Here is a 12,307-nt window from a genome sequence, read left to right on the forward strand (position 1 = left end):
CGCCCCCGACCCGGAAGAGCGGTCCGGGTCGAGGACATCCCACCCGATACCCCGTGGGGACGGGGGTGCGGCGGACGACAGCGTTCGGCCGGTCAGCTGGGGAGCTGACCGGCCAACGCCATTCTCTGCCCCGGTCGGCCTCGGCCCCCGACAACCGCACCCGCACCGCGGAGCGGCCCCGGGGCAGCGGCAGTCCGACCGCACCCGCACCGCCGGACGCACGCACGCCGTAGGCTCGCCGCGTGGATCAGGGGAACAGCAGGCTCGTGCGGGCGCTCTCGGAGGCCGCGGCCGCCGCCGCGCACACTCCGGACCGGACGGCGTGCCACGCCTGCGGCCGGGACGGCCAGGTGCTGGCCCGGCGCGATGACGGGGTTGTCGTGCGGCACGGGCCGGCTGTCGCGAAGGCGCACGCGCGCGGCACCGATCCGGACGGGCACCGGGTACGCGTCGCCGTGGCGGCCAGCCCGTTGCTCGAGGGCATTCTGCTGCCGCCGATCCCGCACCTCGCCGACGCAATCGAGGGGCGCCCCGTCACCGCGTGGCCCTTCGGCAGCCCCGTGGACCCCACGGACCCGGATGCCGCTCCCTGGGAGGAGGCCGCGGTGCTCCTCGCCCGGCTGCATTCGGTGCCGGCCGACGGACTGCCCGGCCCGTTGCCCGCCATGCGCGGGCCGGCGAAGGCGGCTTCGGCGGTTGCACGGATTCCCGCCCACCATCCCGCCACCCGGCCCGTGCTCGACGCCTGGGCGCGGCTGCCGGACTGGGCCCGCGGTGAGGCCCCCGCACCCCGGCCGCCCCGGCTCTGCCACGGAGATCTGCACCTCGGCCAGCTGGTCAGGCACCCCGCGCACCAAGGCCCCTGGCTGCTCATCGACATCGACGATCTCGGTCTCGGGGACCCTGCCTGGGATCTCGCCCGTCCTGCGGCCTGGTACGCGGCGGGGCTGTTGCCGCCGGATGTCTGGAGCCGTTTCCTCGCCGCGTACCGTACGGCCGGCGGGCCGGGTGTACCGCCCGCTCCCGACGACCCCTGGCCCCAACTCGACATACCCGCCCGGGCCCTGACCGTCCAGACCGCTGCGCTGGCGCTCGCGAAGAGTGCCGCGGCGGGCCGCGATCTCGACGACGTGGAGCAGTTGATGGTCGACGCCTGTGCCCGAATTGCTACTCTCCCGCCCGAGTTGGCGGCATGATCACGTCGTATGGTGAGCGCACCAACCGATCGGTGAGGAGCTGAGCCGAGATGCAGTGTCCCAAGTGCCATGCGCCCATGCACACGTACAACCGCAATGGTGTCCAGATCGAGCAGTGCAGCGGCTGCCGGGGGATATTCCTCGACTACGGCGAGCTGGAGTCGCTGACCCGCCTGGAGTCCCAGTGGGTGCAGCAGGCACCGCCCGCACCGCCGGCCCCGCAGGGCTACCCTGCCGCCCCCGCCTGGGGCGCCCCGCACCACGGCGGCCACCACGGCCACCGCAGCTTCGGCCGGATGCTCTTCTCCTCCTGACGAGGGGGAACGACGGAGCCCCCGGCCGCGTCAGGCGGCCGGGGGCTCCGGGCTGTGGACGATACTGGGATTGAACCAGTGACCTCTTCCGTGTCAGGGAAGCGCTCTCCCGCTGAGCTAATCGTCCTCGGGACCACGACCCGGGGGCCATGGGCACTGCGTGCGCGATACTGGGATTGAACCAGTGACCTCTTCCGTGTCAGGGAAGCGCTCTCCCGCTGAGCTAATCGCGCGGGGGACCCTTGCAGGTCCAGTGGACGATACTGGGATTGAACCAGTGACCTCTTCCGTGTCAGGGAAGCGCTCTCCCGCTGAGCTAATCGTCCTTGGAGGTGGAGACGGGATTTGAACCCGTGTAGACGGCTTTGCAGGCCGTTGCCTCGCCTCTCGGCCACTCCACCAGGAGTGCAGGGGGTCGGGAAGATCCCCCACTTCGAGCGGACGACGAGATTCGAACTCGCGACCCTCACCTTGGCAAGGTGATGCTCTACCAACTGAGCCACGTCCGCCTGTCGTTTCCGATTCGCTTTCGCGTCCCGGCGACGTGTTGAACTCTAGCGGATTCCTGGGCCAGCACAAAAACGCGTTTCCGCAGCGTGCTGAGCTGTGTTCACGGCGGGTCCACCGCCCGGTGCGGTCCGGGACCGGGCCGGAGCGCAGTCCGGGCCGCCGCCATAGACTCACAGCCGTGCACGACCTCTTTCCTCTGGCCCGCTTCGGCAGCCTCGTCGCCACCGACCTCAGGGACGTCACCAGTGACCCCGAGGCCCTGGAGTCCTCCGGCTTCTGGGCCGTCGCCGCCGACTTCGAGGGCCGTCTCACCTGTGCTCGCTTCGGTGACGTACGCCATGAACCGGTGCCGGCACCGGAGCCCGGGCACTGGCGCGGGCCGGCTCGGGAGGACTGGACGTCGTCGCTGGACCGGGAGGGCTACACCGCGGGCGTACGCCGGATCCGTGAGTACATCGCCGCCGGCGACGTCTACCAGGCGAACCTCTGCCGGGTCCTGTCCGCCCCCTTGCCGGATCCGGACGCCGCCGACGTCGACGCCCTGACCGCGCTGCTGGCGCGAGGCAACCCGGCCCCGTACGCAGGAACGATCCGGCTGCCCGCGCACGGCGTGGAGATCGCCACCGCGTCGCCCGAGCTCTATCTGCGCCGCGAGGGCCGCACGGTGGAGTCCGGGCCGATCAAGGGCACCGGTCGCACCGCCGCGGACCTGCTGGAGAAGGACCACGCGGAGAACGTGATGATCGTCGACCTGGTCCGCAACGACCTGGGCCGCGTCTGTGCCACCGGAACCGTGACCGTCCCCGCTCTCTGCGCAGTCGAGCCGCATCCCGGCCTCGTCCATCTCGTCTCCACGGTGCGGGGTGAGCTGGCCCCCGGCGCGGGCTGGCGCGCACTCCTGGACGCCACCTTCCCGCCCGGCTCGGTGACCGGGGCCCCCAAGTCGAGCGCTCTGCGGATCATCGAGGAACTGGAGCCCGCACCGCGCGGCCCGTACTGCGGCGGAATCGGCTGGGTCGACGCCGACCGGTGCACGGCTGGGCTGGCCGTCGGCATACGCACCTTCTGGATCGACCGGGCCGCGGGTCTGCTGCGCTTCGGTACCGGTGCCGGGATCACCTGGGGCTCGGATCCCGAGCGGGAGTGGGACGAGACCGAGCTGAAGGCGTCGCGGCTGCTCGCGGTAGCGTCGGGCGCATACGCGCAGAGTGGAAGGACCGCGTGATGAAGATCTGGGTCAATGGCGGACTGCGGGACGTCGACACAGCCCTGGTGTCCGTGCTGGACCACGGACTGACGGTGGGCGACGGCATCTTCGAGACCGTCAAGGCGACCGGGGGACGGACCTTCGCCCTCACCCGGCACCTCGACCGGCTCACCCGCTCGGCGCGCGGCCTGGGCCTGCCCGATCCGGACCTCGACGAGGTCCGCCGCGCCTGCGAGGCCGTGCTGGAGGCCAACCCGATGGCGCTGGGCAGGTTGCGGATCACCTACACCGGCGGGCTCTCCCCGCTCGGCTCGGACCGGGGGGACGCGGGCCCGACGCTCGTGGTGGCGGTCGGCGAGACCACGCGCCGCCCCGACAGCACTGCTGCGATCACCGTCCCGTGGACCCGCAACGAGCGCGGGGCGCTGGCCGGGGTGAAGAGCACCTCGTACGCCGAGAACGTCGTCGCCCTCGCCCGTGCCCATGAGCAGGGCGCGTCCGAGGCGCTCTTCGCCAACACGGTGGGACAGCTCTGCGAGGGCACCGGGTCCAATGTGTTCGTCGTCGTCGACGGCAGGCTGCACACCCCGCCGGTGTCCTCGGGCTGTCTCGCCGGCATCACCCGGGCGCTGATCGTGGAGTGGACCGGTGCGCTGGAGACCGATCTGCCGCTGGACGTCCTGGACCGGGCCGAGGAGATCTTCCTGACCTCCACCCTCCGGGACGTCCAGGCCGTCCACCGGATCGACGGACGTGAGCTCCCCGGTGCTCCAGGACCGGTGACCGCGAAGGCCATGCGCATGTTCGAGGAGCGCGCCGCAGCCGACCCGGATCCGCAGGTCCCGTAGCCGGGCAACGCTGCAAAACGTGGTGACGGACGGCCGTGGGACAGGTAGAAACGACGCTGATGACCACCACTCTGCGGCCGTCCGGGCCGCTTCAGCACGGTGACGGCGGTGCCCGGTCGCGCGCGTACGACGTGTGCGTGAACAGCAGGCCCGTCGGCGCGATCGAGCTCACGACCAGTGCCGGCCTCGGCCCGACCGCGGGCGTCATCGAGTCGCTGCGCATCGAGGAGGGCGACCGGCGGCGCGGCCGCGGCACCGTCGCCGCGCTCGCCGCGGAGGAGGTGCTTCGCGGCTGGGGCTGCACGCAGGTCCTCGCCTCCGTGCCGGCGGATGCGACAGCGGCGCTGCGCATGGCCACCGTGCTCGGGTACACGGAACGCGGCCGCAACATGCTCAAGGAGCTGCCGGACGGTCCGCAGCCGGAGCTGCCGGCGGACGCCGAGGGACGGCCCATGACCGAGGACGAGTTCCAGGTCTGGCTCGGCGCCGCGATCGAGAGCTATGCAAGGGAATGGGTCAAGCGCGGGGTACCGCCCGAGGAGGCCCGCGCCAAGTCCGAGGCGGACCATCACGGTCTGATTCCCGATGGTCTGGCCAGCCCCAATGTTTGGATCAGCGTCCTGGTCGTCGGCGGCACCGTGGTGGGGCATCTGTGGGTCTCCGGAAGAGAAGTGCTTCCGGGGGAGCGCGGCGCGTACGTGTACGACATCGAGGTCGCGGAGGAGCACCGCGGCCGTGGGCACGGACGGGCCCTGATGCTTCTCGCCGAGCGGGTCGCCCGGGCGCAGGCCGGGGCGTCGGTGCTCGGACTGCACGTCTTTGCGGGCAACACCCCGGCGCGTGGTCTCTACGATTCGCTCGGCTACCGGACGACCCACGTCAACTTCTACAAGCAGCTGCTCTGAGGGCTGTCCCGCAATTCCCGGTGGACCGGCGCGCTGTCCGGATGCGTGGGTCTGTCCGGGGCCCGCCAGGGCCGAGGGGAAGCATCGCAAGGCGGAGGGGTGTCCTCGTGCTGGGCGTGTTCGGGCACTCCGACAACGCGGTGGGGGTGCCTCCCAGCGGTGGCCGGTGGAGCGCCGTGGCTGTCGTCGTGCGCCCGCCGGGGATCACGGGACAGCCCTTGGCGTGCGGCGACCGTGAAGGGGTTTCCGGCTGGCTCGCGGTGTCCGGTGCATGGGATCTCACGGTCTCCCCATGCCCGGCGGTGGGGCACTCCCGCCGGCTCCGCCGGGGGCGTCCCACCCGGTCCGAGGCCGGGGCGGGCCGCCCTCCAGGGCTGGGGTGCCTCCACAGGCGCAGCTGCGCGGGAGTACCCGGATGACTTCGGCAATGCGGCCTGGGGGTCTCCCAGCGGTGGCAGGGGAGTGCCGTGCAGGGCTGACGTGAGCCGGTGAACCCTTCTCGTCACCGCGCCGGGGCCCCGGCGCGGCCGCCGCCCCGGAAGGAGCCGGGGCGTGGTCCGGCGGGCGGCCGGCCCTGGGCGTGGCCATGGCTCAGACGCCGCGCCCGTCGGTGAGCAGCCCGTCGGCGATCTCCTCGATCCGCTTGCGCAGGCCCTCCTGGCTCTTGCCCCCGTCGAGCCGCTCGCCGCCGATGACATAGGTCGGGGTGCCGGTCACGCCGATCGCCTTGCCCTCGGCCTGGTCGGCGTCGACGATCAGGATGTGCCGGCCGTCGATCAGAGCGGTGTCGAACTCCTCGGCATCCAGGTCGAGTTCACGCGCGATCTCCAGGAGGAGCGGTTCGCCCTTGCGGTCCAGCTCCTCGACCCGGTCGAGAACGGCCTCCACGTACGCCCAGCCCCGGCCCTGGACCGCAGCCTCCTCGGCGGCCTGAGCGGCGGCGAAGGAGTGCTTGTGCTTCTCCAGCGGGAAGTGGCGCAGCCGCAGCTCCAGCCGGTCGCCGTAGCGCTCGCGCAGCGCTCGGAGATCGGTGAGTGCGGCGCGGCAGTCGGTGCACTGCAACTCGCACCAGACGTCCAGGACGAGGGGTACGGCGGGGGAGGTGTCGCTCATGGGACCAGTCTTCCAGCAGCGGGCGGCCCGCCCCAACCGGGACCTGGGGAGGAGATTCCTCCCGGAGATCTCCCTGAGGTACGGCCCGATCGTGGCCCGCCAGGGCCGGAGCGGTGCAGGATGGAAGGGACGAACCCGCCCTCCCCCAGACCTTTCGCTGGGGGCGACCCCCATTCGCTTCGCTCGCCCTGGAGGACCGGATGCTTGCCGAGACCATTTGTTCCGCGGTGTCCGCGGCCGGGCTGGGCATCGCCGCGGTCGCCGCGTACCGGAGGCGCTTCCTGACTGCGACCCGCATCGCCGCCTATGCGCTGGTGCCGCTCGGCCTGGTGATGACAGGTGCCGTCGAGTGGATTGCCGGCACGGCCTTCAGCCCGGTGGCGTGGGCGGGTGTCGGTGTGCTGGGACTCGCCTGGGTGCTGTTCATGACGAGCCGCGCGGCGGAGCGCCGTGCTCTGGCCAAGGCGTCCCAGGACACCGGCCGGCCCAGGGCGGTGGCCCCTTCGTCGTCGGACCCGGCCCTCGGCAAGGCGTCCGGCCCGGCCGGGCAGGCCGGACGGTCCACGGGCAAGCAGCGTGCCGCGGACCAGGGTGAGGACTTCAGTGACATCGAAGCGATTCTCAAGAAGCACGGCATCTGAATCCCGAAACAGGACGGTCGCGGCCCGTCAGGTCAACATCCGTGCCGTGGCGGCGAGTTGACGCCACGCGGTCCCATATGCCCGATCTCGCGGTGAAATCGCAGGTCAGGAAGGCGTGGACGTCAACCGCTGTCAGGGGTCAGGAGTCGTCGGAGTCCACGGGACGGTGAACTCCCCCTGTCGCAACGCGTGTTGCCCGATCATCGTGGGGCATGCTGCGTCATCATCACCCCGAGATGCTGGATACCTCCCGGGGCGAGAGCCCCGCCCCCGCCGACGAGCCGCGTGGTTGCCTCTTCGCGCTCTCTCAGCCGCCGCTGATGATCTTCCTTGCCGTGATCGGCTGCCTTCTTCTCATGGCTGCCGTCCATGATCTGTTCCTGCTGTGAGCGCGGTGATCGTCAGCCGGCGGCTTCCTTGCGGCGCGCACGGTACGCGGCCACGTGCAGCCGGTTGCCACAGGTGCGGCTGTCGCAGTAGCGGCGGGAGCGGTTGCGGGAGAGATCGACGAAGGCGCGCCCGCAGTCCGGCGCCTCGCAGCGTCGCAGCCGCTCGTGTTCGCCCGCGACGACGATGAAGGCCAGCGCCATGCCGCAGTCGGCGGCGAGGTGGTCGGCGACCGATGCACCGGGCGCGAAGTAGTGGACGTGCCAGTCGTAGCCGTCGTGGTCGGTCAGCTGCGGGGTGGTGCCGGCCGCGGCGACCAGCTGGTTGATCAGCGCGGCGGCGGTCCGGGAGTCCCGTGCCGCGAACACCTCGGCGAACCGGCTGCGCACGGCCCGTACGGCATCGAGGTCGGCCTGGCCCAGCTCGCCGACGTCGCTGACATTGTGGCCCCGCACGAATGCGTACAGCGACGGGATGTCGTTGAGCTCATCGCCCTCCGCGCTCTCCGGCGCGGTGTTCACCAGATCGACGACGGTGTCGAGGGCGATGCGGGTGTCGTGGGGGATCAGCACGATTGGCTCCCTGGCCTGCTGCGGGCCGGTGCCCGCCGAATTGCGCTGACTCTAGCGTCTCGCGGAAGAACGCGAAGGCGCCGTCACCGCGGGTGATCCGCGGTGACGGCGCCGTCACCTGCTGCATGCTGTCGGTCGTTCTCCGCACGGCGCCGTCTCCCCGAGTCGGACGGCGCCGAGCAGCCCTCGGCCTGGCTCAGCTTTCGGCCAGGATGTGCGAGAGCTCCGTATCGAGGTCGAAGTGACGATGCTCGGTGCCCGGCGGTACCGCGGCGTCGGTCCGCTTCAGGAACGACTCCAGGGCCCGGGCCGGGGCCTCGAGCAGGGCTTCGCCCTCCGGGGAGCTCAGAGCGATGCAGACGACGCCCTGGCCATGGCTTCGAGACGGCCAGACTCTGACGTCGCCGGTGCCGGTGGGCCGGTGCAGACCCTCGGCGAGGAGATCGCGGGCGAACACCCATTCGACCGTCTCCTCGGCTCCGGTGTGGAAGGTGGCGTGCACGGCGTAGGGATCGGCCGTGTCATACCGCAGGCCCGCGGGTACAGGCAGTGAGGACTCGCTCGATACAACGAGGCGCAGGTGCAGCTCGCAGCTGACCGTGGTGTTCATAAGCGCCAGGGCCTTTCGCTCAGTGTGCGCTCGGGGATTCGCACGTCGGCGAAATCGACATGCCACCTACGGTGCCGTTGTAAACCCCTCTGTCTGTTTTGTGATCCTTGAGGTACCCCGTTCGGAGGATCCACAGGTACGACTGTGCGGTCATTCCGGAGGCACCTCCGGTCAGGTACTTTGGGCAATATGAATGCGGAGAGTGACGAGCGGGAGAAGGTGGCTGCGCCGGCGGCCGCTGCGCCCGCCACGGGGGACGTGACGGTCGGCGAGATCGTGGACGAGGTGACGCGTGACCGGCCGCTCGGGTCCCGGGCGCCCGAGTTCGTGAAGGCGCGCAGGACACTTCATCTGAGCTGGCAGGTCGGCGTGTTCATCGTCGGTCTCGCCGTGGTCGGGGCGGGCATCGTGATGCTGCCCCTGCCCGGGCCCGGATGGCTGGTGATCTTCGGTGGAATGGCGATCTGGGCCACCGAGTTCGTCTGGGCGCAGCTCGTCCTGCGCTGGACGAAGCGGAAGGTGACCGAGGCTGCTCAGCGGGCGCTCGACCCCAGGGTTCGCAGACGGAACATGATCCTCACCGCGACCGGCCTGGTGATCATCGGAGTGCTGCTCGGGATCTACGTCTGGAAGTTCGGAATCGTGATGCCCTGGAAGATCGACGAGTGACTCCGGGGTGACGACCGCATGGTCAAGAAGCACCGCTGACATGGGGTAATGTGTGCGGTGCGCCCGGGCGATTAGCTCAGTGGGAGAGCGCTTCGTTCACACCGAAGAGGTCACTGGTTCGAACCCAGTATCGCCCACCACCCGGACCGAAGGCCCCGGAGACCGAGTCTCCGGGGCCTTCGGAATTTCACCCGTTCGGCGCATCGGCTCATGCCGTCCGGCGCGACGCCTCAAGCCACCTCAGCGCATCCGGCTCAGCGTGTCCCGCAGTCTGCGGGCATCGCGCAGACGCTGTTCGTACGTCGCCCCGACCGCCAGGAGAAGCAGGCCGGCGAGGGCGGGCGGCAGCCAGCGGGGAAGGGCGCCGACGACCTGGACGACATACGGGGCCAGCTCGTGCAGTGCGTCCAGTGCGAGGACCAGTCCGCCGAGGACGAGCAGCGCCTGAAGGCGCAGCCGGGAGCCCACGAGGGTGATCGCGAGCGCGGCCACGCCCAGGAGCAGCGGGCGCAGCCAGTGAGCGTCGCCCCAGGCGGTGAAGAGGCTCGGTACCAGGGTCGCGGCCAGGCCGGGTCCGTAGGCCGTCCAGGAGGAGGCCTCCGCGTCGCGGCGGCGGCGCAGCAGTCCGACGGCCAGCGCCGGAATGGTCACCGGCAGGGTGTACGCCTCGGGCACCGACACGTCCGAGGCGATGAGCCGCACCCAGGTGGCGGCCACGAACAGCACGGCGGCCGCACACCCCGCGACGGGGCGCCGTTCGGGCCGCACCGCGGTGCCCGCGGCGACGACGCCCGCGAGAGCCAGCACCAGGGCGAGGGTGGGAGCGTCCGGCAGCGCCAGGGCGACCGCGACGCATGCGGCCGCCGCGCCCGTGAGCTCGACCGGGAGGGCGACTGGATGACTCCTCAGCCGTGCCGCGAGCAGCGCGGTGGCGGCAGGCACGGTCAGGAGCGCGAGCCCCGCCTGGGGTGCGGTCAGCCCGGCGGCCGCCGCGGTCGCCCCGGTCAGCCCCGCGGTCCACACGGCGGTGGCGCACGCCTGCACGGCCTGGACGACTCCCCTTCCCGCGAGCGATGCGGCGGCGCATGCGGCCGCCAGTACGCCGAGCACGGTGAACGTGGCAGGCCGGACGGCCAGCCCCAGCAGGACGACGCTCAGCGCGCCGGCCAGTCCGCAGCCGAGAGCCGTGACGGCGACGGCACTCCGTATGCCGCTACCCCGGCCGTCCGTGGCGACTCCGGGGCCGCCGACGCGGGCGGTGGACGCCCCGTCCGTGCCTGTGTCCTTGCTGGCCTCGGCTCCCGTGCCCGGGCCCGTGCCGGTCCCGGCGGCCGGTGCGGTGCGGCCGGTCAGGACCGGGACCGCCAGGGCAGCCGTCACCACCACCAGCTGGACCGTGAGCGTGGCCGCGTAGGGCAGGGCCAGGGCCGTGGGTGCCGTGAACGCCGCGCACCAAGCGAGGCCGACCGCCGCGCAGGTCATGGCCTCACGGGGAAGCGTGACGGCCGGGACGGCGCGAGGTGCAGTCCACAGCGCAGCGGCAACGACGGTCAGGACCAGCGGTGAGGCGGACATGCCCGGCAGGACCCCTGCCGTGTCTGCCACGCCCGACCAGACGCCGTCGGCGAAGGCCGCCGGGTACAGGAGCGTGGCGGCGACCAGCGGCAGGGCCCAGACGGTCGCCGCAGCGTGGACCAGCCCCGATGCCGTGGCCAGGCCGATCACGATCCCTCGCGGCGCCGGCATCCGTACGACCGGGAACAGTGCGAGTGCGCAGAGCAGATAGCCGGGCACCGCCCAGTCCGCGGGCACCGATGCGCGGACCACTCCGCCGATGGCCGCGATCGCGGCCAGACCCGCCACCGCGGCTGTTACTGGCGCGGCAGACGGCACACGCCACGCGGCACACAGGGCCAGGGTCGCCGCGGCCAGGAGCAGCAGGGCCGGCTCGAACGCACCGGCCGTGGTGCCCGCCGTGACCGAGAGCCAGAGGCCCGCCAGCAGGGACCAGCCGCCGGTCACGACCGCCCCCGCGGCGGCGAGTGCCCGCACCCCCGCCGTCCTCGCGGCGATCGCGATCGCGACATCACCCGCGGCGGTCAGCAGCGTCGCCCAGGCGATGACCCAGGCACTCGCATCCGACGCCAGTGCCCAGAGCGGCAGCGGGAGTTGCGCGGTGACCACGGCGACCGGAAGGGGGATGCGCAGCCTGCCGAGCGCCGTGCCGTACGCCGCCCAGAGCGCGGCGAGTACGCCGGACGCGGCGGCCGCGTATCCCACGGCATGGGTGTCCGGCAGCACCGCGCGACGCAGGGCGTATGCGTCGAGGACCATGAGGACCAGACCGAGCGCCGCCACCGACTCGGCGGTCGACGTCAGTTTGCGCCGCAGCAGCAGGACCGGCGTCGCCAGAGCCGCCACAGTCACCGCACCGAGCACCAGGGACCGCCCACCGATGCCCATATGACCCCAGCTGACCAGGGTGAAGGCGACGGCGGCGATCGCCAGCAGGATGCCGCCCAGGCTGAGCAGCACATTCTGCGCGCTCGGCGGCGAGGTCTCGGGGGCGGGACGGGAAGGCCATGCGACGCCCGGGGCACGGCCGGGACCCATGGGGCCCGTGACTCCCGCGGCCTGCGCATGCAGAGCTCCCAGCGTCTGCACCAGCCAGGCCCTGCGGGCCATCAACTGGGCTCGCCGTGCATCGAGTTGAGCCAGCTCACCGTCGAGGATCCGCAGTTCCTCGCCGGGCGGCAGTACGTTGTCCATGCGAGCAGTGTGGTGCGCGACACATCGGTTCGATATGCGCGCACGTACTCAGATCCTGCATGAGTACTCCCCGGCGGGCCCAGACTCGGAGCATGGACTGGCACCACTACCGCTTCCGGAGCGTCTGGGAACTGCCCTCCCCGCCCTCCGTCGTGTTCGCCGTGCTGGAACGCCCCGAGCTCTACCCGCGCTGGTGGCCCCAGGTCCGCCAGGTGACCGTCCTCCCCGACGGCAGCGGAGTCGCCCGCTTCCGCTCGATCCTCCCGTACGACCTCGTCGTCAGCGCGCGGGAACGCTTCAGGGACCCCGAATCCCGGGTGCTGGAGGTGGAGCTGGCGGGTGATCTCGCCGGCTGGGCACGCTGGACCGTGACCCCGACGGCAGGCGGCGGTACCCGGGTCCGCTACGACCAGGAAGTGGAGGTGCTCCGCCCGCTGATGCGGCGGCTGGCCCTGCCCGGGCGTCCCGTCTTCCTCGCGAACCACGCCCTGATGATGCGGGCGGGGCGACGCGGGCTCGGGGCCTATCTGGCGGGGGGCCCGAAGGGAGTTTGAAGGAAACCCGGC

At 71.8% G+C, this 12,307-nt stretch carries 13 protein-coding genes and 6 tRNA genes; 10 read left to right on the forward strand and 9 right to left on the reverse strand.

Annotated features, from left to right (window positions below; translation table 11 throughout):
* The first annotated feature begins 242 nt into the window (after window positions 1-242).
* On the forward strand, window positions 243-1,196 hold the full coding sequence (locus AC068D_RS23025) for a phosphotransferase family protein (protein WP_478824914.1): 954 nt from the start codon (window positions 243-245) through the stop codon (window positions 1,194-1,196).
* A gap of 50 nt (window positions 1,197-1,246) precedes the next feature.
* The gene (locus AC068D_RS23030; RefSeq protein WP_478824915.1) at window positions 1,247-1,510 is read left to right on the forward strand and encodes a TFIIB-type zinc ribbon-containing protein; all 264 of its coding nucleotides are present in this window, start codon (window positions 1,247-1,249) and stop codon (window positions 1,508-1,510) included.
* A gap of 55 nt (window positions 1,511-1,565) precedes the next feature.
* Here AC068D_RS23030 and AC068D_RS23035 read toward each other — a convergent pair.
* From AC068D_RS23035 to AC068D_RS23055, 5 genes are all read right to left on the reverse strand, one after another.
* Window positions 1,566-1,637: transfer RNA gene (locus AC068D_RS23035), tRNA-Val, on the reverse strand.
* 34 nt (window positions 1,638-1,671) lie between these two features.
* A tRNA-Val gene (locus tag AC068D_RS23040) sits at window positions 1,672-1,743 on the reverse strand.
* Between the two features lie 21 nt (window positions 1,744-1,764).
* Window positions 1,765-1,836, reverse strand: a tRNA-Val gene (locus tag AC068D_RS23045).
* A 1-nt stretch (window position 1,837) separates the two neighbouring features.
* Window positions 1,838-1,911: transfer RNA gene (locus AC068D_RS23050), tRNA-Cys, on the reverse strand.
* A gap of 35 nt (window positions 1,912-1,946) precedes the next feature.
* Window positions 1,947-2,019 (reverse strand) — tRNA-Gly (locus AC068D_RS23055).
* Window positions 2,020-2,198: 179 nt separating this feature from the next.
* On the opposite strand from AC068D_RS23055, the gene AC068D_RS23060 reads away from it, so the two are divergent.
* The 3 genes from AC068D_RS23060 to AC068D_RS23070 are packed head-to-tail and all read left to right on the forward strand — an operon-like array spanning window position 2,199 to window position 4,980.
* Complete coding sequence (locus AC068D_RS23060) at window positions 2,199-3,245, forward strand: chorismate-binding protein (RefSeq protein WP_478824916.1); 1,047 nt, start codon at window positions 2,199-2,201, stop codon at window positions 3,243-3,245.
* Window positions 3,245-4,075, forward strand: coding sequence for an aminotransferase class IV (locus AC068D_RS23065; RefSeq protein WP_478824917.1), 831 nt, complete (start codon window positions 3,245-3,247; stop codon window positions 4,073-4,075). The genes AC068D_RS23060 and AC068D_RS23065 overlap by 1 nt, the downstream gene beginning before the upstream one ends.
* 59 nt (window positions 4,076-4,134) lie before the next feature.
* Complete coding sequence (locus AC068D_RS23070) at window positions 4,135-4,980, forward strand: GNAT family N-acetyltransferase (protein ID WP_478824918.1); 846 nt, start codon at window positions 4,135-4,137, stop codon at window positions 4,978-4,980.
* A gap of 591 nt (window positions 4,981-5,571) precedes the next feature.
* Here the strand turns inward: AC068D_RS23070 and AC068D_RS23075 are convergent.
* The gene (locus tag AC068D_RS23075; RefSeq protein ID WP_478824919.1) at window positions 5,572-6,093 is read right to left on the reverse strand and encodes a DsbA family protein; all 522 of its coding nucleotides are present in this window, start codon (window positions 6,091-6,093) and stop codon (window positions 5,572-5,574) included.
* Window positions 6,094-6,293: 200 nt separating this feature from the next.
* On the opposite strand from AC068D_RS23075, the gene AC068D_RS23080 reads away from it, so the two are divergent.
* The gene (locus AC068D_RS23080; RefSeq protein WP_478824920.1) at window positions 6,294-6,734 is read left to right on the forward strand and encodes a hypothetical protein; all 441 of its coding nucleotides are present in this window, start codon (window positions 6,294-6,296) and stop codon (window positions 6,732-6,734) included.
* Between the two features lie 212 nt (window positions 6,735-6,946).
* On the forward strand, window positions 6,947-7,123 hold the full coding sequence (locus AC068D_RS23085) for a hypothetical protein (protein WP_478825075.1): 177 nt from the start codon (window positions 6,947-6,949) through the stop codon (window positions 7,121-7,123).
* A 12-nt stretch (window positions 7,124-7,135) separates the two neighbouring features.
* Here AC068D_RS23085 and AC068D_RS23090 read toward each other — a convergent pair whose 3' ends face one another.
* Together AC068D_RS23090 and AC068D_RS23095 are read right to left on the reverse strand one after the other, a co-directional pair.
* Complete coding sequence (locus AC068D_RS23090; protein WP_478824921.1) at window positions 7,136-7,693, reverse strand: CGNR zinc finger domain-containing protein; 558 nt, start codon at window positions 7,691-7,693, stop codon at window positions 7,136-7,138.
* A gap of 196 nt (window positions 7,694-7,889) precedes the next feature.
* The gene (locus tag AC068D_RS23095; protein ID WP_003959770.1) at window positions 7,890-8,303 is read right to left on the reverse strand and encodes an SsgA family sporulation/cell division regulator; all 414 of its coding nucleotides are present in this window, start codon (window positions 8,301-8,303) and stop codon (window positions 7,890-7,892) included.
* A 189-nt stretch (window positions 8,304-8,492) separates the two neighbouring features.
* Here AC068D_RS23095 and AC068D_RS23100 point away from each other — a divergent pair, with 189 nt between their 5' ends.
* Complete coding sequence (locus AC068D_RS23100; protein WP_478824922.1) at window positions 8,493-8,972, forward strand: TIGR02611 family protein; 480 nt, start codon at window positions 8,493-8,495, stop codon at window positions 8,970-8,972.
* Window positions 8,973-9,037: 65 nt separating this feature from the next.
* Window positions 9,038-9,112, forward strand: a tRNA-Val gene (locus tag AC068D_RS23105).
* Between the two features lie 100 nt (window positions 9,113-9,212).
* On the opposite strand, the gene AC068D_RS23110 is transcribed toward AC068D_RS23105, so the two are convergent.
* Window positions 9,213-11,741, reverse strand: a complete 2,529-nt coding sequence (locus AC068D_RS23110; RefSeq protein WP_478824923.1) for an SCO7613 C-terminal domain-containing membrane protein — start codon at window positions 11,739-11,741, stop codon at window positions 9,213-9,215.
* 92 nt (window positions 11,742-11,833) lie between these two features.
* Here AC068D_RS23110 and AC068D_RS23115 point away from each other — a divergent pair, with 92 nt between their 5' ends.
* The gene (locus AC068D_RS23115; protein WP_478824924.1) at window positions 11,834-12,295 is read left to right on the forward strand and encodes an SRPBCC family protein; all 462 of its coding nucleotides are present in this window, start codon (window positions 11,834-11,836) and stop codon (window positions 12,293-12,295) included.
* Window positions 12,296-12,307 lie beyond the last annotated feature (12 nt).

The organism is Streptomyces sp. NPDC043861, assembly GCF_056435905.1.

What these genes read in the sequence shown, in the direction of transcription:
- AC068D_RS23075 (WP_478824919.1), bottom strand. Translation starts at nt 6,093, where the DNA reads ATGAGCGACACCTCCCCCGCCGTACCCCTCGTCCTGGACGTCTGGTGC.
- AC068D_RS23085 (WP_478825075.1), top strand. Translation starts at nt 6,947, where the DNA reads ATGCTGCGTCATCATCACCCCGAGATGCTGGATACCTCCCGGGGCGAG.
- AC068D_RS23070 (WP_478824918.1), top strand. Translation starts at nt 4,135, where the DNA reads ATGACCACCACTCTGCGGCCGTCCGGGCCGCTTCAGCACGGTGACGGC.
- AC068D_RS23110 (WP_478824923.1), bottom strand. Translation starts at nt 11,741, where the DNA reads ATGGACAACGTACTGCCGCCCGGCGAGGAACTGCGGATCCTCGACGGT.
- AC068D_RS23095 (WP_003959770.1), bottom strand. Translation starts at nt 8,303, where the DNA reads ATGAACACCACGGTCAGCTGCGAGCTGCACCTGCGCCTCGTTGTATCG.
- AC068D_RS23080 (WP_478824920.1), top strand. Translation starts at nt 6,294, where the DNA reads ATGCTTGCCGAGACCATTTGTTCCGCGGTGTCCGCGGCCGGGCTGGGC.
- AC068D_RS23065 (WP_478824917.1), top strand. Translation starts at nt 3,245, where the DNA reads ATGAAGATCTGGGTCAATGGCGGACTGCGGGACGTCGACACAGCCCTG.
- AC068D_RS23030 (WP_478824915.1), top strand. Translation starts at nt 1,247, where the DNA reads ATGCAGTGTCCCAAGTGCCATGCGCCCATGCACACGTACAACCGCAAT.
- AC068D_RS23115 (WP_478824924.1), top strand. Translation starts at nt 11,834, where the DNA reads ATGGACTGGCACCACTACCGCTTCCGGAGCGTCTGGGAACTGCCCTCC.
- AC068D_RS23100 (WP_478824922.1), top strand. Translation starts at nt 8,493, where the DNA reads ATGAATGCGGAGAGTGACGAGCGGGAGAAGGTGGCTGCGCCGGCGGCC.